Here is a 24,330-nt window from a genome sequence, read left to right as displayed (position 1 = left end):
ATCGGGCCAGTCCGCCGTGTCTATGCGACCCAAGCGAATGCACCTACAGGTTGTTCAGGGTTTCCTTACTGGCGCAGAATGCCGCACCGACCAGAAGAGTCCGACCCCAAGGTAACCGTATGAGCCTGTCCTTGCTAAGCCGTTACGCGGTGTTTGCCGTGTGCGTCATTTTCACCCTCGCCAGCCTGCCTTTCATCGAACATGAATGGTTATGGCCCATTACCCTGGTCACCGGCCTCCTCAGCCTGCTCGGCCTCTTCGACCTGCTGCAAAGCCCTCACGCGATACGTCGCAACTATCCGATCCTGGGCAATATCCGTTACCTGGTCGAAGGCATTCGCCCGGAAATCCGCCAGTACCTGCTCGAGTCCGACAGCGACGCCCTGCCCTTCTCCCGTGCGCAACGCTCATTGGTCTACTCGCGCGCCAAGAACGAAACCGCCGACAAACCCTTCGGCACTTTGATCGACGTGTACCAGTCGGGCTTCGAATTCATCAGCCACTCCATGCGCCCCGCTCCGCTGACTGACCCGAACTCGTTTCGCGTGATGGTCGGCGGCCCGCAATGCAAGCGGCCGTACTCGGCCTCGGTCTTCAATATCTCGGCCATGAGCTTCGGCTCTCTGAGCGCCAATGCGATCCGCGCGCTCAACCAGGGCGCCAAGCTGGGCAACTTCGCCCATGACACCGGCGAAGGCAGCATCAGCCCCTATCACCGCGAAAACGGTGGCGACCTGACCTGGGAGCTGGGCAGCGGCTACTTCGGCTGCCGCACCCGCGATGGCCGTTTCGACCCGGAGCGCTTCGCCGAGCAGGCGCAGAACCCGCAAGTGCGCATGATCGAAATCAAAATGAGCCAGGGCGCCAAGCCTGGCCATGGCGGCATCCTGCCCAAGCACAAGGTCACCCAGGAAATCGCCGATACACGCGGCATTCTGATGGGCGAAGACTGCGTCTCGCCATCGCGCCACAGTGCGTTTTCCACCCCGATCGAGCTGATGCACTTCATCGCCCAATTGCGCGAACTGTCCGGCGGCAAACCGGTTGGCTTCAAGTTCTGCCTGGGCCATCCGTGGGAATTCATGGGCATCGCCAAGGCCATGCTCGAAACCGGCATCCTCCCCGACTTTATCGTGGTCGACGGCAAGGAAGGCGGCACCGGCGCCGCGCCCGTGGAGTTCACCGACCACATCGGCGTGCCGCTGCGCGACGGCCTGCTGTTCGTCCACAACACCCTGGTGGGCTTGAACCTGCGTGACAAGATCAAACTCGGCGCCAGCGGCAAGATCGTCAGCGCCTTCGACATCGCCAGCGTCCTGGCCATCGGCGCCGACTGGGCCAACTCGGCGCGCGGCTTCATGTTCGCCATCGGCTGCATCCAGTCGCAAAGCTGCCACACCAACAAATGCCCGACCGGCGTCGCCACCCAGGACCCCCTGCGCCAACGCGCCCTGGTCGTGCCCGACAAGGCCCAGCGCGTGTTCAACTTCCACCGCAACACCCTCAAGGCCCTGGCCGAAATGCTCGCGGCAGCGGGCCTGGAGCACCCGTCGCAACTGTCGGCCAAGCATTTGGTGCGACGTATGTCAGCCACCGAAATCAAGCTGTTCTCGCAGCTGCATGTGTTCCTCAAGCCCGGGGAGTTGCTAACCGGGGAAGTGAACGGCGAGTTTTATTCGCGCATGTGGCAGATGGCGCGGGCGGATAGTTTTGAGCCGCATGAGGTGGTGGCTGCGTAGTCCAAACGGCGCCTGGAGCTCAGGCGCCCCTTAACGAACCCTCCCGTCGGCAGATATATCTTTCATCACGACAACTGCAGTCTTGTCCTGAAGATACACACTGTAAAAGCGGTTCTCGATCAGACGTTCTCCCTGCTGCTGTCGGCCCCACCAATCAAAGCTCTGAGTAGGTGGGAACGGTACTATTACTCCCGAACGGCTCAGTAACTCTGGCTGGAGCAGGACATGAACGTTAAGCACATACCTCAAAGCAGGCATTATCTTCATTGCGCCCTCAGCGCCACCATACCAATCGTTGCTGAAGTTATTGACCATCTGAACGTGCTCGATACCCGATAGTCGCTCGTTGGTTATCAACTCATAAGACAGGTAGTGAACGACACTGTTTTCCAGTTCCTTCTGTAACGTTAATACACGCCCATAGGCATAAGAAAAAGCCAGCATTGCCAGTAACGGCAGCAGCAATAGCAGTCCCCATTTCTCCCCGCCCAGCACCAGCACGTTTCGGGACAAATAAAACACCAGTACCAGAAATGTCGACATCCCCATCATCAACCTGGCATTGCTGTCAAAAAACCTGAAAACCAGTGCCAAGCCCGGAATCGCAAGAAAGGCCACTGCAAGGGCAATAAGGCAGATCAGGCTCAACATAAGCCTTTGGAAAAACGTGTTATCGCTTTTGAAAATGCGATAAAGGCTCAAGCAAAAGCCGCACGCCGCGAGCGCGAGCACCAGAGCTATTAACCAACGGTTTCCGTCGTGAACCAACAATGCAATGTGCTGCACGCACGTCAGCAGGTCATTGCTCAAAAGCCGTAACCAGTCGCCGTCAAGGACGCGCAAAGCCTTTCGTTCCGCAACCGTGAACTGATAGGCCGTCAGCACATAAATCAGAACCCCCAAGGTCAACTTCAAACATTGATCGAGCAATAACAGCAAACTGCGACGTAACGATAGGTTCCTGTCCACTTCCCGAATCAATTCAACACAACACAATCCGATGTATACGTTGATGACCATTTGATAAAAACCCAACCCCAACGCCATTAACAGCCCCGCCACGGCCTGTCGCAAAATCATTGAGCGATGACGAAACGTAATTGCATAAATAGCAGCCGCCACCCCAAAAGCCGTTGTCGGGCCATCATAGTGATAGGAAAGGTTTTGCAGGAAAAAAGGGCTGTACCACAGTGGTAATACCACCAGGCAAGTTGCGGCTGTAGATCGTTGGAATAAGTGCATAACCAACGTGTCAAGCGCACAAACAAACAACACCATCGCCAACACTAACGGCAATGGAAAAACATCCGGCATGCCGCTGCTAAAAGAAAGCCCTTGATAGAAAAGCTCGACCCACAGCCGACCACTCTCTTGCCAGGTCATACCACTCTCTTGCCAGGTTACACCACTCTCTTGCCAGGTCATCCCGCCAGATAGTGCTCGCAAGTTGTCATCAAGGTAGAGGTGGTCAGCGAGGATCAGTGGCCAGGCGAACAAAAAGACAGCTACGCCAAACAATATCAACCGGTGGCATCTTGAGAGCGGCCTCAGCCAGAAATCAGTCATCGTTTACCTCACTGCGTTCATTCAAACCCCACGCATGCCTGTCTTTTTTAGAACGATGTCCCGGATAACGTACCTCGGCCGATGCTTGGCCTCCATATAAATCCGCCCCACATACTCGCCCAATATCCCGATCCCGATCAGTTGCACACCACCCAAAAACAAGATCGCCGTCATCAACGACGGATACCCCGGCACCGCATTACCAAACAGCACCTTGTCCACCACCAGATACCCGGCGTACACCAGCGCCAGCAGCGAAATACCGCCGCCGATATAGCTCCACAACCGCAGCGGCAAGGTGCTGAACGAGGTGATGCCATCCAGTGCCAGGTTCCACAGTTTCCAGGCATTGAACTTGCTCTGGCCGACAGCACGGGGGGCGCGGTCGTACTCGACGATGGCTACGTTAAAACCGGCCCAGGACAGCACGCCTTTCATGAACAATTGCTGCTCGGGCAAGGCCTTGATCACGTCCACCACCTTGCGGTCCATCAGCCGGAAGTCGCCGACGTTTTCTTCGATGTGGGTGTAGGAAATTCGATTGAGCAGGTGATAGAAAAGCGATGCACTGTGGCGTTTGAAGTAGCCGTCACTGGTGCGATCCCGGCGTTTGGCCAGCACCACGTCGGCGCCTTTTTGCCATTCGGCCAGCAGTTGCGCGATGACCTCGACCGGGTCTTGCAGGTCGACATCCATCGGGATTACCGCATCTCCCGTGGCATATTCAAGCCCGGCGAACAGCGCCGCTTCTTTACCAAAGTTACGCGAGAAGTTGATCAGCACCACGCGGCTATCGGCCAAGGCGAGCGCCTGGGCATACTCGGCGGTGCAGTCGGAACTACCGTCGTTGATAAACACAATCTCGACCGTATGCTCGTGCAACGAGGCCTCTTGCCGCACGCTGCGGTAAAACACGCCGACCGCCTGCTCCTCGTTATACACCGGCACCACCAGCGAGACCCTCATTGCCCACGCTCGCGAAACACCACGCACCGGGACAGCAAAAACCCGCACACCAGGCTGATCAGCGAAAACACCATCACGGTGATGATCCCCGGCGCCTGCCAACGGTCCGCCAGCCACCCCACGCCCAGGCTCACACTGCCCATGCACGCAATGAACAGCGTGTAACGCGGCAGCGAGGGGGGCGTGGAAAAGGTGTAGATCGCATTGACATAAAACGAAAAGGACGCCGCCACGCAAAACGCGAGGACATTACTCACGACCTGGCTGAGGTCCAGCGCGGCCCGGAACACAAAAAACAGCTGCCAATGGATCACCGTATTAGCGATGCCAATCACCGTGTAACTGGAGAACCCCTTCCACAGTCTGGTCATAGCGTTGTCCCGTTGCGGCTGGCTCCAGCAAGCCACGGCGCCCGAACGCCGTCTACTGTCAGAATTAACAGGTAGCGCCGCTGCGCCATTGAGACATTCAGTAATACCCAGCCTTTGCAATTGCTTATAAATACCGCCAACCTGCGCCCGCCCGACGTGCGGCGTAAGACAACCGCCGCGCTCGTCTGTCATTACTAAACCCTTCGTACAAGAGCCCGCTGCCATGCTGAACGGACGCGACCCACGCATCGATTTTTTTCGGGGCCTGGCGTTGATCTTCATTTTCTGGGATCACGTCCCCCACAATCCCCTCGGCCAGATCACCCTGCGCAACTTAGGTTTCAGCGATGCGGCGGAGGTGTTTGTGTTCCTCGCCGGTTACGCCGCCGTGCTGGCCTACGGCAAGATCCTGCAACGCGACGGCTACTGGGTTGCCGCGCTGAAAATCCTGCGGCGCGCCTGGGTGCTGTACGTGGTGCATATCTTTTTGCTGGCGATGCTGATGGGCATCGTGTTCTTCGCCAACAGCCATGTGGAAACCCGCGATCTGGTCGAAGAGATGGGCCTGACGCATTTCGTCACCCAGCCGCAGCAGGCGCTCACCGATGAATTGCTGCTGCGTTTCAAGCCCAACCTGATGGACCCGCTGCCGCTGTACATCGTGTTGCTCTGCGGTTTGCCGCTGGTGTTGCCGTTGCTGCTGCGCCAGACCTGGGCGGTGGTGGGCGTGTCGCTGGGTGTGTACCTGCTGGCGCCGTGGATGGGCTGGAACCTGCGGGCAATCGCCGATGGCGTGTGGTACTTCAACCCCGTCACCTGGCAGTTGCTGTTTGTGCTCGGCGGCGCGGCGGCGCTTCATTCCCGCCGGCCACGCCCGACGCAAACCCGTGGGCTGCTGCGCCAGCCGCTGTTTATCGCGGCGGCGGCCTACTCGCTGCTGGCGGCGATCATCACACTCTCCTGGCGCTGGCCCGAGGTGCATGACGCACTGATGCCCGCGTGGCTCAGCGACCTGCTGTACCCCATCAGCAAAACCGACCTGTCGCCGGTGCGCCTGGTGCACTTCCTCGCGTTGGCCTATGTCACCGCCAAGCTCTTGCCCCACGCCGGCTGGACCCGCCATTGGCTGGCGCAACAAAGTTGCCGCATGGGCCGCTATTCCCTGGAGGTGTTCTGCCTCGGCGTACTGCTGGCGCCGCTGGCGGACATGCTCAATGCCCTGGCCGGCGATGCGTTGGCCATGCAGTTGTTCAGCGCGTTGGCAGGCGTGGCGTTGATGGGCTTTCTGGCGACCTGGCTGGAATTCAACAAGCGCCTGGACAGTTCCTTGCAAGGCCGTCGCTCAGTGCCCACGTCGTCATTAAATAGTTAGCCCCGGCAGTTTTCGCGTCGATGCTTCCATGCCCTTCCACTTATCGTGAAAGGTCATGGCACATGTCCACTTATCAACTGCTCAACGGTTTATCAGGGAACCTGCAGTCCAGCAGTTCCTGGTCACGCCAACAAGCCCTTGAGCAGATCCAGCACAACGTCATTCAAGCCATGAGCAGCTTGAACCCAGCGCAAACCGCCCGCTACGTCAGCTTGCAACGCGAGGCACTGAAAGCCCTGGCGGCTCTGGAAGCCGCCCAGCAAGCGCTGACCCGCGACTTCAAGACCCAAGGCCTTGCGCAACTGCGGGAAAAAATCGGCGGGCGCGATCCCGAGCAGTACACCCTTTTCACCCGGTTCAAGGAAAAACGCGAGCGGGGCTTTCCCTGGGACCCACCGGACCCGCTTGCCCCGATCGGCTACATGCCTATTCCCAAGGGCGCCAATCGTGCGCGACGAGCCGAGTACGACTTTCACTCCATTCACCACCTCAAGCACATGTCGCTGTGGGAGGCGGCGTGCCTCAACTACGGCTTCACCCATTCCATCCCCGGCGACTCGGGTTTCAGCCTGGTGGAAGCCAGCTATATCGTGGGGCCGGACAACGACCGCAGCCTGAGCGCAGTCACCTTCATCGAAGCCGCCCGCGCATTGGACCTGGGCGCACAGTTGCGCAACAAAGCCCGCACCGCGATGGCGCCGGGCGGACCGTTGCGCCCGTTATTCGACGCGGCGGCCAAGGCCAGCCTGAGCTTCGACGCGATCGAAGCCTACCGCAACCGCGCCACCACCGGCGTCACCCTGGACCTCTACACACGGCTGAACGCCGCCATCGACGGCACTGGCCCGCAGTTGCCGTTCGACACCCTGAACCTGAGCTCCGGCATCACCCCCCTGATCTCGGTGCCCTTCGTTGCCTGGGATACCGGCATCCCGGTGCCCTTGCTGCTGATCCGCGTGGCCAGCCTTGGCGTGTTGTCCTACTTCCCCTTTCGTCCCGGCGGGGCGTTGCAATACCACGACGATGCCCAGGCCGCGCAACGCACGTTTCGCACACAACTGCTGGACAGCCACGCCAAGAACGACTTGGGCTGGTTCTCCCGGCAATTGCCCTTGATCGGGCTGTCGCTGTTCAAATCACTCATCAACAAAGAGCAACCGCCCCAAGGCGCCAGTTGGCTGGGCAGGCAGGTGTACGAAGGTTTTCACCTGGCCTTTCCGCCAACAACCCTGAACAACATCCGCTTTCGCACCGACATCAAATCCGCTCGCGAAACCACCCTGGTGCAGGCCTGTGCCTATCGGCAGATCCAACGTTTCCAGGCAGACCTGGACACCCTGGCGCAAACCCGTTCGGAAAAAGACTGGCAAGCCCTCAAGGACGCGGCGGCGGCGATTGCCGGCGAGGTACTGCAACTGCTGCTCACCCCGCTGCCCGGCGGCGTCACCGGCATGAACCGGGTCATGCAACTGACGGTCATGGGCAGCCTGACCTACAGCGCCGCCCAGGGCGTGAATGAGCTGGTCAAGGGCGAGGCCAGCGGGTTTGCCTCGGCCCTGGCCGACGTCACAGACCTGGCGGTCAGCGGCAAATTGATCTCAACCGCCGGAAGAGCCCATCGCCAGCGCATGCACGCGTACCTGGAAAAACTCGGCAACCCGCACAGGATCACGCGCGCCGATGGCAGCCATGGGCTCTGGAAAGCCGACGCCCAACCCTATGCCCACGACAACCAACGCCTGGTCAACGGCGTCATGCCCAACGCCGTGGGCATTTACACCGACCAGGAACAGCTCTACGCTAAACTGCGCCAGGGCGAGAAGGACGTGCTGGTCGAAGTCAAATTCGACGACGTGAACAAACGCTACGTACTCACGCACGGCAAGGACGGCTACACCCCGGCGATTACCTTCGACCCGGCGCTCCAGGCCTGGACCTTCGATTTGCACAACGCCCATCTCCTGTCCAACCACGCGCTGCTGCAACGCATGCTGCCCAGCGGTGCCTCGACGATCGCGCCGGCCGCCCTTGAACACATGCTGCTCAGCACTGCCACCACGCGTGACACGCTGAACCGCGTGTGGCGCGCCCAGCCTGCACCGTTGAACCTGATCGAAGGGACCAGACGCCTGCAGGTCGACCAAGTCATCCAGCAAATCATCGAGCGGTTCCCCCAGCCTGGCCAACTGCCGGCGCATACCGACAGCACGGTCTTCTGCCTGCTGACCCAACTGAGCGGCTGGCCGACCGACACCCTGCTGCATATCCACAATCCAGACGGCACGCGGATCGAGACCTACGGTAAAACCGAGCAACCCCCACCGCGGCCCCATGCCATCAACCTCAAGCGCCGCGAGGACGGCAGCTACCTAAACCTCAACGACCCAGGCAGCGGCCCCGAAGGTGACGAGCACCTGCTTGAACTGATCATTCGCCAACAACCGCGCGACTCGACCTTGGGTAAAGAGCACCAGCCCAACGCCTCCGAGGACGCGCGCATCAGCAGCGTGCGCCAACAGGTGAGCGCATTGGCAAGCATCGAGCGACACGCGCTGTTTTCAGCCTTGTTCGATTACTGGGGCTATGAAAAAGGCGAACTCGCCGCCGCACCGGCGGCCAGGCGGTTTCTGCCGGTCAAGGTGTCACCCGCGTTGATCAGCGTCACGCCCTTGCTGAAAAAACTGCGCGACCTGAACCCGCCCCTGACCGCCGCCAACCTGGAGCGGTTGCTTGCCGAACACCCGCTGACGCAACGTCAGCAAGCGGCGTTCCTGACGGGAGGCACCCTGCCGGTGGCGTTTGTTGAAATGCTCGATCACCACCGCACCGCGCTGCGCATCGACGCGGTGATCGACAGCCTGTACAACCCCCGCGACTTCAACGCCGACACCGATCTCTGGGCCAGGGAGTTTGCCGGCGCGCTGATACGCGACACCCTTAAGCGACCCTTCGTGGTCACGGATGTCGCCCGCGGCGAAACCTTCGTGCCCAGTGGTCCGGACGACCTCACCGTGAACCTGCGTTTGCACCCCGGTGGCCGCTACCAGGCCTACGACATCCGCAACGATGGCGAAATCCCCGTGTCGCCGGCTCATGACAGCTTCTATCTGGCCATCGCCTCGGTGCTCCACCCCCACGAACATCAACAGTTGGGCATGCGCAGCGCCACCGACGCCAAGGGCCTGCGCAAAACCCTGGGCGATAACATGAGCGCCCGGCGCAGCCCCGAAGGTTTCGTCAGCCTGGTCAATGGCTCGCTGTCGCCCTACGAACACAACCTGATGCTGTCACCGCACCTCACCCCCAGGGCCGACGGTATCTACACGATTGAGGGCAACGAGTACCTGCCACTGTCCGGCAGCCTGTACCGGGTCGCCTACGATAAAAAGATGTTCAAGTGGCGGCTCAAACACCCGAAAAAGATCGGCGTCGACACCCCGCTCCTGGAACACAACGGCCAGGGTGCCTGGCGACTGGCCAGCGAGGACCCGATGACCTGGGACACACACCAACTGTTCCACCGCCTGGGCCATAAGGACTACGCATTTACCCGCGAACAGGCCCAGCAAATCCTCGCCCTGACCGATACCCCCGACCACGTGCTGCGCCAGGTACACCGCGCCGGCCATCCGGCACCGCCGTTGCTGGCCGACACCTGCAAACGCTTCAAGATCGAACAACAGATCCGACGCTTCATCGAAGCGCTGCGGGTAGACCCCAATACCCAGAATGCCGATCCAGACCTGCAATTGCTGGTGATCTCCGGGTTGCCGGAGTGGCCGAACAGCCACAGGCTGCAGATCATCGGCCCGCACAATGAAGTGCGCTATCAACACCCCGCCACCGAGGGACCGAATGTTGAAACGATCCGCGTGAGCGAACTGCACTACAAGGAGGCCCGGCTGCTGAACGAACTCACACGCAACGACGCACTGATCAGCGCCTTGCTGGGAGAGTTGCCCACCTCCACTGAAGAACGCTTGTTCAAACTGGTGAAAAAAGTCATCGAGTTTGCCGAGCACGAAACCGACAAACTGTTCGATTCACAGTACAGAAGGAGCGAACGCAGAAGCCCCAACGCCGTGCACGAACGCTTCAAGGCCAAACACGCCGACTTACCTAACAGCACGGTCGAAGGCATCTTGAGCCATGCAACCCCCCGCGAGCTCAAGCAACTGCACGAACATGGTCAAGTCAGTCTGCGCCTCACCGAAAAGGCCCGCTTCACCGCCAATGAAGTCCGCCTCAATCGTGCTTTCGAAGGCTTGTATCTGGACAGCATGATCAACCCGGACAGTGACAAGATCATCTTGCACCTGCTCGACGCCGTGCCCGGCTGGCCCACTGACATTCGGGTTGAGATACGCGACAGTCACTTCAACGGCCCCCACATCGAAGCCGCCGGCAACCAGGCCGGAACGCGCCGAAACGTGCTGGTCAAGCAACACCGCATCTACCACGCCTACACCCCTCAGGGGACGGCACTCGCCGCACCCGTCGGCGCTGGCAGCCGATTGCTGGCGGCCATCGTCCAGACCTTGAGCCCTACCGAACGCACCTCGCTGGGGATCACCGATGAGTTCGACCTCTCACCCCTGCAAGAGCAGATCGCCAACCTGGCGCTGTCCCGCCGGGTCGAAATCAAAAGCCTGCTTGACCTGCCTCACTTGCAACCCTGGCTACAACCCGCCATGGGGCTGGATCGCTCGTTCCTGGTGTATCCCGTTTGGAGCTGGCTGTGGCCGTTCGGGGGGAACCGCACGCCCGACCTGATGAACAGGGTCCAGACGCTTTATCCAAGGTTTGACAATGACAACGCCCGCGCCTTCATCCAACAGCTCAACCTGGACGCGCCCGCCGCGCTGCTCGAGCTTGACCGGCGCCAGGCCGAATTCCGCTTCATGGACATTGAACTGACCCGCTGGAGCGACACCCCACGCCCCATCGACGCCCACCAGACCGACCCGCTAGGCATGCATCTGGGGCAACGCCGCCACATCGCTAACCAACTGCGCAGGGCGTGGCGACGGGATGAGTCGACGTTGCATTATGTGGCGGGCTTGTTTGACGTCCACTCACTGACGTTGCGACTGGACGACAACGACCTGCCCACAGACGCCTTTGGTACGGGGTTCACCGGGTTCGAGCACATCGAGCACTTGAGCATCGCCGGGAACACCTTCCCCGCCGCAGGCCACGCGTTCCTCGCCCTCTTCCCCAACGTGCGCGCCTTGCACATCGACTGCGAGCTGACCGAACTGCCCGCCGCCATCACCGACATGACGCAACTGACCGACCTGAACCTGCAATTCAACAGGCTTCGCTTAACCGAAGCGTCGGCCGGGCGACTCGCCAACATGGTCAATCTGCGCAGTCTTAATCTGAATGGCAACCCCCTGGGCATCACCCCGGACCTTACCCGGATGGTCCAACTCACAAGCGTGAGGCTAAGGGGCACCGATCTCCATGAATGGCCGATAGGCGCCGCAGAGCACGGCAATCTGAACACGCTGTATTTGCAAGAAAACCAGATCAGCAGCATTCCCGAACAAGTCTTTACTCACATCAGGGCGCGCCTGCGCAACCGCCGTATCTATCTGCATGACAACCCGCTGTCCGCGCAAGCCCTGGAGCGCCTGGAGCAATACCGCACCGAAAGCGGCATTGTCATGGCCCGAGCCGTGCCAGGCATCACTCACGCGCCCGCGACAGAACGTCACGTCACGCCCTGGCTGCGCGCCCTCGACAGCGCTCAACACGCGCCGGCGAAACAACTGTGGGACGCGCTATCAAGCCAGGAAGGCGCCCGCCCGGATGACGCCTTCAGAGTATTGGCAGACCTGACCAAATCGTTGGATTACCGGCAGGGCGGTGCAACACGTACAACACTGACGCGTCGGGTCTGGCGGTTGCTCAACGACCTGGGTGACTCCACCGAGCTGCGCGAAAAAGTCTTCCTCAACACCAGCGCTGCCGGCACCTGCGGCGACGGGGCCATGCTGCTGTTCAGCAACATGGAGCTCCTGCACCGGGTGCATCAGACCCTCGCTCGGTACAACAAGCAGCGGATCGACCGCGAACTGCTCGGCCTGGCCAAACAGGTGTATTACCTGGAGCAGCTCGATCAGTTCGCCGACGATCACACCCGCCGCTTGACCGCACAAGGGCGTTCGCCGGACCCCGCCGAAATCACGCTGTTCTATCGCGTGACGTTACGCGAGGAATTCAACCTGCCGGTCCAGGCGGACCAAATGTTGTATTCAGTGGAGGGGTACGGCGTGGTCGACAATGATGTCCAACAGGCTCGTCAAATGCTGCGTGGGCTGAAGGATTCCCCTGGGCTGGCGAACGCGTACCGAACCCGCGACTTCTGGCTCGACTACCTGGAACGACGCTTTCCCGCGCCCTTCTTAACGATCAAGGAAGTGACCCGCAACAAGGTCGGGCGCTTGCAAAAGGAGCTGCCGGACAAACACTCCGATGAACACCTCGACCGGCTGCAAGCACTGATCGACACGCAGACCGCCGAGCGCAACCGCCTCATCGGCCAGTTGACGGACGCGGCCCTGCACGCGTTGCACCACGATTGAGGGCATCAAGGCGGCCTGTGCGCGACAGGCCGCCTTGAACAAGCGTTACGCCGAGCGCGCGACGCCTTGGGCAACCTGGGTCGGTTGCAATTTGAACACGTAGAACAGCACGGTCAGCAGCACCAGAAACACCGGGCCTACATACAGCGCGATGCGGGTGTCCGGGAAGTACGCCATCAAGCCCACCACCAGCACCAGGAAGGCCAAGGCCAGGTAGGAACTGACTGGGTACAGCCACATGCGGTACTTGAGGCCCGCCTGTTCCGCCGGGCTCAGGCTCTTACGGAACTTGAGCTGCGCCAGCAGGATCATCACCCAGGTCCAGATCGCGCCGAAGGTGGCAATCGAGGTGACCCACACGAAGACTTTCTCCGGCACCAGGTAGTTGAGCAGCACGCCCAGCAGCAACGCCGCAATCGACAGCAGCAGCGCATTGCGCGGCACACCGTTGCGCGAGGTGGAGCCGAAGGTCGCCGGGGCCTGGCCGTTCTGCGCGAGGCTGTAGAGCATGCGCCCGGTGCTGAAGATGCCGCCGTTGCAGGAAGACAATGCGGCGGTAATCACCACGAAGTTGATGATACCGGCGGCGGTCTTGATGCCCAGGCGCTCGAAGGTCATCACGAACGGGCTGCCCTGGGTGCCGATTTCATTCCATGGGTAGATCGACAGAATCACGAACAAGGCGCCGACGTAGAACAGCAGGATGCGCCAGAACACCGAGCCGATGGCATTCGGGATGGTCTTCTGCGGGTTCTTCGCTTCACCGGCGGTAAGGCCGATCATTTCCACACCCAGGTAGGCGAACATCACCATTTGCAGGGACATCAACACGCCTTGCACACCATTGGGCATGAAGCCGCCGTGGGCCCACAGGTTGGAAATCCCCAGCGCTACGCCGTCATTGCCGAAGCCGAACGCGATGACGCCGACGCCGCCGATCACCATCGCGATGATGGTGACGATCTTGATCAGGGCGAACCAGAACTCGAACTCACCGAACGCCTTGACCGCGATCAGGTTGATCGTGCCCATGCTGAGCAAGGCCGCCAGGGCCCAGATCCAGCGCGGCACATCGGGGAACCAGACGCCCATGTACACGGCCACGGCGGTGATCTCCGCCACACAGGTCACCAGCCACAGGAACCAATAGTTCCAGCCGGTCAGGAAGCCCGCCAACGGGCCGAGGTAATCCTGGGCATAGCGGCTGAACGAGCCGGCGACGGGGTTGTGGACCGCCATTTCGCCTAGCGCGCGCATGATCACCAGGATCGCCAGGCCGCCGATGATGTAAGAGAGCATGATCGCCGGGCCGGCCATTTCAATGGCCTTGGCCGAGCCAAGGAACAGGCCGACACCGATACAGGCGCCGAGGGCCATCAGGCGAATATGCCGTTCGCCCAGTTCACGTTTCAGCGGGCCGCCCTGAGCGGTCTCGCCATGAGGCAGGTGGTTGCCAACTGGCATAGGGGTACAACCTCGTCTTGTTATTGGATTAATCCACCGAGTACTCGACGTCACGGCAGGTCCGCCACGACGCCTCTCACCGAGCTCGCCTCATGGGCCAACCCGTCTGGCCGGGGCCAGTTCAGCGGGGGTGCAGTATAAAAAGCTCAACCCAGGGTTTTTCACTCAATAAACAGCAAGATTCAGCGAGAAGTCGCGGTAAAAGCGCCTTTTGTGGAGAGGCATTACCTGGATAGCGAAGGGATTTTCTCGTTTTGACGCGCGCCGAGTATTGCACAGCTTTGGTGCAGCGTCATGCCCCTACCTAGGCCGCATATACCCACCCGAAGGCTCTGTCTCAACACTTTCAGCCCATCAGGCAGACAACGCGGAAGCCGGCCACGGTCGAACGGGAAGCATCGCCATACCCGCGCCCGGGAGGCCCCGTCACCATGGGCCGCTTCGATTGCCAGCACGGCAATCCCAGCGAAAGGATCTCCCCATGCCGACCACCCTCGATGTCCTGAAACACGGCCGGGCGCACCTGCATCCGTCGTTCGGACGCCTGGGCAACATCCGGCAACGTGGCGCGGGTCAAAAGCACCGGCATCGGCCAGGCCAACGACCGCAATTGGCTGGCGCTGCTGCGCAGCGGAGTGAAACGCCCACAGCCGTGAGCTGACACATTTCGTCACCAACGACTACGCTTCAACCAAGTCCGATCAATCTACGTCAATGGATCAATCGACTATGGGCGCTTTATGGCAAACCGATTCGAAGCAGGCTGCGCTGCCAACCGACAGCCCGGATCAACCGCCATTGCCACACCGCGCCCGCACGCGAACAGCGTGGTGGCGCCTGGTGTGGCTGGTGCTGTTGCTCGCGCTACTAGCCCTGGGCTGGGCCGCCAGCGTGGAAATGCGCACCTCGCGCCTGCAAGCACGCTACCTAAGCCCGTTGGCCGCATCGCTCAGTTATCGCCTGGAACCCGGCGCCAGCGATGCCATCGTGTATCCCGGCGACGGCCCGTTCGACCGGCGCCTGGGCTACAGCGCCCTCGGTGAATTCCTACCGCGCCTGCTCAAGCGCAATTACCTGATCCAGGCCCAGACGCGTTTCTCCCCGGCCTTGCTGGGCTATGCCGAGCGCGGGCTGTTCGTGCCCTACGCGGAAAAAGTCCAGGCCGGCCTGAGCATCACCGATTGCCGCGCCGCGCCGCTGTACACCTTCACCTACCCGCAACAGCTCTACACCCGCTTTGCCGCGATCCCGCCGCTGGTGGTGCAGAGCCTGCTGTTCATTGAAGACCGCGACCTGCTCGACCCCAAGCAACCGCTGGCCAACCCGGCGGTCGACTGGCCGCGCTTTGCCAAGGCGGCCTGGTCGCAAGTGGCCAAACTCCTGCATCTACCAGGGCAGACCGCCGGCGGCAGCACCCTGGCCACGCAGCTCGAAAAATATCGCCATTCGCCCGACGGCTTGACCGTGTCCGGCGGCGAAAAAATTCGCCAGATGCTCTCCGCCAGCGTCCGGGCCTACCAGGCCGGGCCCGACACCCTGGGCAGTCGGCAAAATATCGTGCGCGATTATCTCAACAGCGTGCCGCTGTCTGCGGTGCCTGGCCACGGCGAAGTGCATGGCCTGGCCGAAGGGCTGCGGGTGTGGTACGGCGCCGACTTCAATCAGGTCAACCAGGCCTTGAGCGACAGCGCGCAAGACCCGCCTAGCCTGGCCAGACGCGGCCTGGCCCTGCGCCAGGTGTTGTCGCTGATGATTGCCCAGCGCCGCCCCTCGCACTACCTGACAAAAGGCCGCGAAGAGCTGGCGCAATTGACCGACAGCCATATCCGCCTGCTCGCGCAGAACCAGGTGATCCCCGCCACCTTGTCCGCCGCCGCCCTCGCCAGCCCTGTGACCTACCGCGACTGGCAGCAGCAACCGACCCTGCAGCCGGTGGAAACCAACAAGGCCATCAACGTTGCGCGCAGCCGTCTCGCCAACCTGCTCAACCGCTCGCTGTATGACCTCGACCGCCTCGATCTGTCGGCCACCAGCACCTTGCACTACGCGCTGCAAACCCAGGCCACCGACTACCTCAAGCACTTGGCCGACCCGACGTTCGCCGCGCAAATGGGCCTGCTCGGCCCGCGCCTGCTAACCCCGCAAAGCACGCCGCAGGTGCGCTACAGCTTCACCCTCTACGAACTGACACCCGACGGCGCACGCGTGCGGGTGCAGACCGACAACACCGACCAGCCGTTCGACATCAACGAAGGCAGCAAGCTGGAACTGGGCTCCACCGCCAAGCTGCGGGTGCTGACCACCTACCTGCAAATCATCACCGAGCTGCATGAGCGCTACCAGGCGCGCACGCCCGCCGAGCTGAAAAACGTCGAACTGCCCGAACAGGACGTGCTCTCGCGTTGGGCGCTGAATTACCTGACCCAGCACAGCGACCGCGACCTGTCGAAGATGCTCGACGCCGCCCTCGACCGCACCTATTCGGCCAACCCCGGCGAGGCGTTTTTCACCGGTGGCGGCCTGCACCGTTTCCATAACTTTCGCAACGAAGACAACGGCCGCGACCCGACCTTGCGCGATGCCCTGCGCGAGTCGATCAACCTGCCGTTCATTCGCTTGATGCGTGATCTGGTGCGCTACACCACCTATTCGGGCGAAGACAACAGCGCACGGCTGCTCAAGGACGACAACGACCCGCGCCGCCAGGAATACCTGGCCAAATTCGCCGACCACGAAGGCACCGCATTCCTGCTCAAGTTCTGGAAAAAATACCGCCACAAAGACACCCAGGCCCGGCTCGACACCTTCATGGACAGCCTGCACCCCACCGCGATCCGCCTGGCCGCCGTCCACCGCTACCTGCTGCCCCAGGCCAGCCAGGAGAGTTTCAACGGCTTCGTGCGCTCGCACCTGAAGCACCTCAAAACCACCGATAAGCTCACCGACGAGCGCCTCGAACGGCTCTACCAGAGCTACGGCCCCGGCGCTTACAACCTGCCGGACCAGGGCTATATCGCCAAGGTGCATCCGCTGGACCTGTGGTTACTGGGCTACCTGCTCAACCACCCCGAAGCGACCTTCGACGAGATCGTCAAAGCCAGTGAGTTCGAGCGCCAGGAGGTCTATAGCTGGTTGTTCAAGAGCCGCCACCAGAGTGCGCGTGACAGCCGGATTCGCACCATGCTGGAGATCGAAGCGTTCCTCGATATCCACCAGCGCTGGCAGGCCGTCGGCTATCCGTTCGACCACCTGGTGCCGTCGCTGGCCACCGCCATCGGCAGCTCCGGCGACCGCCCCGCCGCCCTCGCGGAACTGATGGGGATCATCCTCAACGACGGCGTGCGCCTGCCCGTGCTGCGTATCGACAGCCTGCAATTTGCCAGCGGCACGCCCTACGAAACCCACGTCGCCAACGACCCGAATCGCGGCAAACGGGTACTACCCAGCGAAGTCGCCACGGCGTTGCGCGGCGCGCTGTCGCAAGTGGTCGACGCCGGCACCGCCAAGCGCGTGGCCGGCAGCTTCAAACTGGCCGACGGCACACCGCTGGCGATGGGCGGCAAAACCGGCACCGGCGATAACCGCATCGAAGCCATGGGGGCCGGCGGGCGCATGCTCAGTTCGAAGTCGATCAACCGCACGGCGACGTTCGTGTTCTACATCGGCGCGCATCACTTCGGCACTCTCACCGCGTTTGTGCCGGGGGCGTCGGCGCAGCACTTTACCTTCACGTCAGCCTTGCCGGTGCAGGTGCTCAAGGGCATGGCGCCGATGCTCAACCCACTCCTGCAACCGGGCGACCCGGCGCTGTGCCTGGCGGGCAAACACTGACGCGCGGCTGCACTATCTATCTGCCACCACCGCGCAACAGCGCTGAACACACTGATGGATCACCCTTTTATCAGGACCTGATCCATGCCCGCTCTACCGCCACTCGACAGCGCCTTCAACGGCGCCCACTACGCGCACATCCGCGACGCCCTACCGCGCTGGCTCACCCAGACCACGCCTGAACGCCTCGGCGCATTGACAGCCGCCCGCCTCAACGTCGTGAGCACGCCAGCCCCGCTCAAGGCCGCGATTGCCGAGCACTGGCACCGGCAAAACCTGCTGGACCAACGGCTCGCCGGCTTGAACGATGTGTACGCCTTCGCCGAACCCTTGCTGAAAAACGCCCTGCGCGACTACGGCGCCGTGGAGGTACGCAACACTTACCTGCGCCTCTACGTCGACGCCAGCCAGGCCTGGTGGACGCTCAACGTGACCGGCGCCCAGACCAGCAAGACCGTCTCGTTGCTCGACGCGGCGCTGGGCAACTTCGCCGCCGACGACCGCTTTCTCGATTTCGCCTTCCTCGGGCCGAGCGACGTGCGAGGCCAGCGCGATGTCGTGTCGATCAGCCACCGCACCAGCGGCGCCCGGCTCACGGCGCAGCGCTTCAAAGCCATTTGCCGCCAGCTCGACATCGGCGCGCAGTATCAACTCAGGCTCAGCCAGGCGCTTGGCTTCAACCACCCGCCGCTGGCCCGCACGGTTCACGACGAAGTGGTCGCACGCCACAAGGCCGCGCTGAAAAGCGCCGCGCACCTGGCCCTGCTCCAGGGTGACCTCAAGCCCGACGCCCACGGCATGCTGCTTGAGCGGGTGAACGAGCAGCCGACGGCGCTCCAGGCCTATACCCTCAGCGTGATGAATGTCGCCCTGGTGGGCATCGTGCTGTTTATCGCCGCGCCAAGCCCCCGAGTGATCGCTTACGTCGCCGAAGACCCCGAGCACCCGCTCAAGGAGTACCCGTCGCCGCAGGCGTTCATGGCCGAACTGACCCGTCAGTTGCGCGACCGGGCGCGCTATCAGGTGTTCTTCAGCCAGTTCGTGCCCCATGCCGAGCGCGGCGCTTTTTTTGCCGGGCTCAATGCGCGCCTCAGCCACATCCAGTGGCATCAGAAGGCCCGCACCGACAGCGGGCCGAGCTGGAAAGACACGCCGATCAGCGATCCCAACCTGCACTTCAGCGTGCAACGCTGGCAGGACGACTATCGCCAGCGCCCGCCGACACCTCACGCGGACACCCTGTGGAGTTACCTGTTTCGCGTGCAACTGAACAAAATCGTCAACGATGCGCGAACCCTCGCCGTGTCCACCGCCGACGTCGAGCGCCACGCCCGCTGGGCCTGGTGGGACAACCTGGAGCAGATGCTCGGCGACATCCTCAATGCCGCGTTGCTGGTGCTGACCCCGTTCGTGCCGGTGCTCGGCGAACTGATGCTGGTCTACAGCGCGTACCAGATCATGGACGAGGTGTTCGAAGGCCTCGTCGATTGGACCGAGGGCCGGCGCACCGAAGCCTGGGAACACGTGACGGGGGTGGCCGACAGCGTGATGCAGTTTGCCCTGTTTGCGGCGGGCGGCAGTCTTGGTCAATTGGCGCGGCTCAAACGCTCGCCCTTTATCGAAGGCCTGGTCCCGGTAGAGCGGGCCGACGGCACACGGCGGTTGTGGAACCCGGACATCCGCGCGTTCGCCCAGAACAACCCGATCCCCGACGGCTCGGTGCCCTCGCCCTCGGGCCTGCATCAGCATGCTGGCAAAACCCTGCTGGCCCTCGGCGGCCAGCACCTGGAGGTGCAATACGACCCGCTCAGCGAAGCGCACCGCGTGGTCCACCCCGAACGCCCGGACGCCTACCGGCCACGCCTGCAATTGAACGGCGACGGCGCCGTGACCCATGAGGGCGAACGCCCGCGCACGTGGGAGCGCGCGCAATTGCTGCGCCGTCTTGGGCATCGGGTGCAACCGTTCAGCGACACGCAACTGGAGCAGCTAAGGGTTGCCAGCGCCACCGAAGACGGCGCGTTACGCCGCATGTACGAGCACAACGAACCCCTGCCGCCGCTGCTCGATGCCAGCCTCAAACGGCTCGAAGCGGACGAGTCCATCAGGGTCGCCAGTGAAAAAATCCGCGCAGGGCAAGCCTTGAGCGCCGACCCGAGCTCGGACTGGTTCGAGCAAATGGTCACCGAACTCGACGGCTGGCCCCAGGACAAAGCCCTGCAGGTGTTCCTCAAGCCCGACCTGAGCGGCACGTCGCACCGCTATGGCGCCGCGCACGCCAGCCCAGCCGACACCTTGCACATCAGCCTCGGCGAGGTGCTGTCCGGTCATTTGCCGGAACGGGTGCTGGGGTTTCTGGATGAAGCGGCGATCACCGCCCTGCTGGGCGTCGAGGTGCCCGAATCGCAGCGCGTACAAGCGTTGCGCGAGCAACTGGCCCGCTACGTACTGAGCCAGAGCCGCGATACCGCGCCGGCGGTCTACCGCGCCCGTGAAGCGAGCGACGACCCCGGCATCATCGGCCTGCGCCAGGACCACCCCGACCTCGACCTGAGCCTGGCCCGCCGCCTGCTGGAGACCGCCCGCCCGAGCGAACGCCAGGCCTTGGCCGACCAGCATCGCTGGCCGCTGCGCCTGCGCAACCTGGCCCATGAGCTGCACGTGGCCGCCGATTCGGTGCGCGCCTACGAAGGCTTCTATCCACCGGCGTCGCCCAGCCCGGCGACGGAAAGCCTGGTGCTCAAGACCCTGCTGTTTCATACCGATGCGCTCACCGATCTGCACATTCAAATCCGCCAAACCTCCATCACCGGCACCCTACGCAGCCAGGCCGGGCCGGACACCGCCAGCACGCGTCGAGTACTGGTGCGCAACAGCCTGGGTTACGCGGTCTACGACGCTGCAGGCCGGCAGTTGCACAGCCCGAGCAGTCTGTACGAGGCTGTGTTGCGGGTGCTGCCCGACGCGTCACGTAGCACGCTGGGTTACAACCCCGGCGACGGCGACGGCTTCCAAAACTGGTTGATGACCACCCTGGAACCCTTGGCCGAGCGCCGCAAGCTGCTGGCAGCGCCGGCAACCCACCGCGTCATGGAGCGACACACCCAGCAATTGCTCGGCGGCCCGCTGCTCAGTCGCTGCCGCGCAGCCCCAGCCGATACCCACGCGACGTTTGCGCGCGAGGTGCTGCAGCGCTTGTTTCCGAGCCTGAGCGAGCAACGCTTGAACCGTTTTATCGACGAAATCCCCCCCGACCAACTGAGCACCACCCTGAACGAGCTGACCCTGCAAAAACACACCCTGCGCACCCAATTGCAGGCCTGGAAACAATCGCCCACCCATCACCCCAAAGGCAGCGCGCAGGAACGCCAACAACTGGCCGCCCGCCGACGCCTGGCCCACCTGCTTGAACAGTGCTGGGGCGAGCGCTACGCCGAATACACCGACGATTGGGGCAGAACTCAGCCCGGCGCGCGGATCGATCTGGACGGCATGCCGTTACCCGAGTCGCTGCCTGCGCTGACCGTCAACTTTGAGCACGTGACGTTCCTGAACCTGAGCCAGAGCAGCGTCGGGCAAACCCATTGCGGCTTGCTCAAACACTTCCCGGCGCTGCGCTCCCTGGACCTGAGCCACAACAACCTGACGAGCTTGCCGGTCGAACTGGCGGCGATGCGGGTTCTGCGCAACCTGAACCTGTCGAACAACCGCATGGTGCTGTTCCCTGAAGACGTGACGCGCCTGCGCAATCTACGGCGCCTGCAAACCGTGATTCTGGACCACAACCCCCTCGCGGCCCCGCCGGACATCACGCGCATGCCCAACCTGCGCCGCCTCGACCTGAACCATACGCAAATCAGCCAATGGCCCCGCGGCCTGTTTGCCCACCCCAGGAACGACATGTTCGACCTCGACCTGAGCGGCAACCCGATCACCGCCCTGCCCGCGCTCACGCCGCAGCCCACCGCCGCACGCACCGTGGCGCGTACCCGCCTGGACCGCAACGCGCTGGACGACGATCAGCGCACCCTGTACGAGCGCTACCGCAGCGAGGCCGGGCTGGACCCGTATCGCACCTACGAACCCCAAGGCAGCAGCGACCCCTGGCTGGCTGGCGTCGACGCCAACACCCGGCGTATCCGCGAGCAATTGTGGGACGCGGTCGAAGACGAACACGGCTCCCAGGGCTTTTTCGAAGTGATCAAACTGCTTGAGCCTCCCGAGTTTTTTGAGAACCCCCAGGACCAGCAGCGCTATGCCCTCAACCAAGCGCAGCTGACGCAACGGGTGTGGCGCTTGATCAACGCCACCCACGCCGACAGCGCACTGCGCGAGCGGTTGTTCAAGCTGTCGAGCTTCCCCGGTTTGTGTGGCGATGGCGGCGCGCAGATTTTCAATGAGATGGGCATTGAGGTGATGGCCAGCGAAGCACGGCGCTTTTCGGTGACACTGCCTGAACTCGAAGGCCGACTGGTGACCCTGGCCAAAGGCGCGGCGCGCCTCAAACACCTGAACCAGGTGGCCCAGGCAGAAGTCGCCCGCCGCCTGCGGCCCAAAGCGGCCGGTGGCGAAGGCCTGCACCTGCGCTCAGAACGGGTGGATGGCGAAGCGGGCGAGGTGGACGAAGTGGATATCCACCTGGCCTACCAGACCGCGCTGGCCAACCTGCTGGACTTGCCCTGGCTGTCGGACCACATGCTGTACCGCGACACCGCCAATGTCAGCCCGCCCCAGATCCAACAGGCTTACACCACCGTTCAGGCACTGGGCCAGGGCGACGGCCTGGTCAACCAGATCTTACTGGAGCCGTACTGGGAGACCTTCCTGCAGCAAACCTACGACACCCTCTCTCAACAGAATGCCAGCGCGTACACCGAGAAGTTCTACCGCCTGGACGACCTGCAAACCCTGCAGGCGCAATGGCGCGAGGAACAGGAACCGCAGCAGAAAGACCGGCTCAAAAACAAGCTCAAGGCACTCGCGGACGAACTGGAAACCACCGAAAGCGTCGTACTGACCGACACACCGATCAGTGAAGCGCTGAACAACCGCCTGCTCAACGACCTGGGGTACAAGGAGAAGGAATGGATGCGCGGCCTGACCCGCGAGGCCCTGAAAAAGGCCCGCCAACGCCATAACCGCGAGCCCTTGCCCGAACAATGAGGCAATGGCCGGCGCGAGGGTGCTCGCGCCGGCCGCCGTTACACCTCCGAATCCCAGATCACCGTGACGCTCCCTTCATAGGCGGCGGCCTCACCGGGCTGCAACATCGTCGCGACGTCATCACGCGCCACTTCGAAATGCAGGGTGCCAGGTTTGCGGTTCACGAACATGGTCGAGAGCAGCAACTGCGTGCCCGTGCCATCCAGCCGCAGCGGGCGACGCTGGATCGGCTGGCCCTCGGGGTCGACGATGCCGTAGGGCATGGTCACGCCGACCTGCAACGGCACCGAGCGCCCCGAGGCGGCCTCACGTATCCGGCAGGTGTTGTCCCCCGCCTCGACGTACTGGCACTGCAGGCCCATCTTGAAGCGCGAGGTGGAATAGAAGTTGAAGGTCTGATCCCTGAACAGCCGCGTCGGTTTACGCCCCTGGCTCACCCAGCCCTGCCAGCCACCCTGGGGCAGCAGCTCGACACGATCACCGCCCGGTGGGATCTCGACCTTGAGGACGTGGTCGACCGAGAGAATGAAATTCAGGGTGATCTGGTCATCGTCGGGCAACAGCACGTCGCCCATGTCGAAGTCTTTGTAAGGCCCCACGCTGAACGTGATCTGCCCGCGATACGTACCGGCCCTCATGCCCAATGGGTTGGGCGTGATCAACTCGTAGGTGAACCCCAAACCCTCCATCCAAAACGTCCCCATAGGCACGGCAGTGGCCGCTCTTTGCGCACATCCCCTGCTGCCTTCCGGCAACCCCCAGGTAAATGCATAGAACGAGGGGCTGCCGACCCCAGTACCGATGTATTGGCACGGTGCCGGGGGGTAAACCCATGATGATTCCCAACCCACGCCGGGACCGGGGTTCGGCTCGATCCACTTAAGCATCATGCCGATGCCACTGATACGGAATTGAAGGGTTTCCGCCTCTCCGGTGCTTTCGTGCAAGACCGTTATATTGCGGCGCTCGGTCGGCGCATGAAACAGGATATGGTTGCGGTCGTCCCCGCCCGGCGTAATCGCCGAGTTCATCCGAAAATCAATCGGAAAGCCGATGCTGTAGCGCGTCTCGTTGCAATACTGCGGCGCCCAGGTGCAATAGCTGTTACCCGGTGGCGTGTGGTTTTTGAACACGTTACGCGAAGGCTGGCTGGGGTCCGGCCGGAACGAGGCCAGGATATCCACGGTGGCCGCCGTTGCGTCAGCGGGCAGCCCCAGGAGCAGGCCGACCAGCCAAAGCCCCAACAGCGTGTGTTTGATTTGCATGGG

General features: G+C 62.4%; 11 protein-coding genes. 5 read left to right on the top strand and 6 right to left on the bottom strand.

Annotated features, from left to right (window positions below):
* The first annotated feature begins 119 nt into the window (after positions 1-119).
* Positions 120-1,739: an FMN-binding glutamate synthase family protein gene (locus tag ACP7CJ_RS01045; protein ID WP_276196683.1), complete on the top strand. Its 1,620-nt coding sequence runs from the start codon at positions 120-122 to the stop codon at positions 1,737-1,739.
* Positions 1,740-1,769: 30 nt separating this feature from the next.
* Here ACP7CJ_RS01045 and ACP7CJ_RS01040 read toward each other — a convergent pair whose 3' ends face one another.
* Genes ACP7CJ_RS01040 through ACP7CJ_RS01030 form a run of 3 tightly spaced genes read right to left on the bottom strand, consistent with a single transcriptional unit; the run spans position 1,770 to position 4,642 of the window.
* A complete protein-coding gene (locus tag ACP7CJ_RS01040; protein WP_276196682.1) occupies positions 1,770-3,305 on the bottom strand; it encodes a glucosyltransferase domain-containing protein in 1,536 nt (511 codons plus the stop codon).
* Between the two features lie 21 nt (positions 3,306-3,326).
* Positions 3,327-4,271, bottom strand: a complete 945-nt coding sequence (locus ACP7CJ_RS01035; protein WP_426099623.1) for a glycosyltransferase family 2 protein — start codon at positions 4,269-4,271, stop codon at positions 3,327-3,329.
* A complete protein-coding gene (locus ACP7CJ_RS01030; protein WP_426099624.1) occupies positions 4,268-4,642 on the bottom strand; it encodes a GtrA family protein in 375 nt (124 codons plus the stop codon). Before ACP7CJ_RS01030 ends, ACP7CJ_RS01035 begins: the two co-directional genes overlap by 4 nt.
* A 223-nt stretch (positions 4,643-4,865) precedes the next feature.
* On the opposite strand from ACP7CJ_RS01030, the gene ACP7CJ_RS01025 reads away from it, so the two are divergent.
* Together ACP7CJ_RS01025 and ACP7CJ_RS01020 are read left to right on the top strand one after the other, a co-directional pair.
* Positions 4,866-6,014: an OpgC family protein gene (locus tag ACP7CJ_RS01025; RefSeq protein ID WP_276196679.1), complete on the top strand. Its 1,149-nt coding sequence runs from the start codon at positions 4,866-4,868 to the stop codon at positions 6,012-6,014.
* A 62-nt stretch (positions 6,015-6,076) separates the two neighbouring features.
* The gene (locus tag ACP7CJ_RS01020) at positions 6,077-12,604 is read left to right on the top strand and encodes an NEL-type E3 ubiquitin ligase domain-containing protein (protein WP_426099625.1); all 6,528 of its coding nucleotides are present in this window, start codon (positions 6,077-6,079) and stop codon (positions 12,602-12,604) included.
* A 45-nt stretch (positions 12,605-12,649) separates the two neighbouring features.
* On the opposite strand, the gene ACP7CJ_RS01015 is transcribed toward ACP7CJ_RS01020, so the two are convergent.
* Positions 12,650-14,068, bottom strand: coding sequence for an amino acid permease (locus ACP7CJ_RS01015; RefSeq protein WP_276196677.1), 1,419 nt, complete (start codon positions 14,066-14,068; stop codon positions 12,650-12,652).
* A gap of 346 nt (positions 14,069-14,414) precedes the next feature.
* Positions 14,415-14,732, bottom strand: coding sequence for a hypothetical protein (locus ACP7CJ_RS01010; RefSeq protein ID WP_426099626.1), 318 nt, complete (start codon positions 14,730-14,732; stop codon positions 14,415-14,417).
* A 65-nt stretch (positions 14,733-14,797) separates the two neighbouring features.
* On the opposite strand from ACP7CJ_RS01010, the gene ACP7CJ_RS01005 reads away from it, so the two are divergent.
* Together ACP7CJ_RS01005 and ACP7CJ_RS01000 are read left to right on the top strand one after the other, a co-directional pair.
* Positions 14,798-17,899: a transglycosylase domain-containing protein gene (locus ACP7CJ_RS01005; RefSeq protein ID WP_426099627.1), complete on the top strand. Its 3,102-nt coding sequence runs from the start codon at positions 14,798-14,800 to the stop codon at positions 17,897-17,899.
* A gap of 84 nt (positions 17,900-17,983) precedes the next feature.
* Positions 17,984-23,062 (top strand): NEL-type E3 ubiquitin ligase domain-containing protein, encoded by a 5,079-nt coding sequence (locus ACP7CJ_RS01000; protein WP_426099628.1) that lies wholly within the window; start codon positions 17,984-17,986, stop codon positions 23,060-23,062.
* A 38-nt stretch (positions 23,063-23,100) separates the two neighbouring features.
* Here ACP7CJ_RS01000 and ACP7CJ_RS00995 read toward each other — a convergent pair whose 3' ends face one another.
* Positions 23,101-24,327, bottom strand: a complete 1,227-nt coding sequence (locus ACP7CJ_RS00995; protein ID WP_276196673.1) for a hypothetical protein — start codon at positions 24,325-24,327, stop codon at positions 23,101-23,103.
* Positions 24,328-24,330 lie beyond the last annotated feature (3 nt).

Source organism: Pseudomonas sp. PSPC3-2 (assembly GCF_049897085.1).
Taxonomy (GTDB): Bacteria; Pseudomonadota; Gammaproteobacteria; order Pseudomonadales; family Pseudomonadaceae; genus Aquipseudomonas; species Aquipseudomonas paraveronii.
Note: the sequence above shows the minus strand (reverse complement) of the source record. Positions and strands in the feature narration are given on the sequence as shown.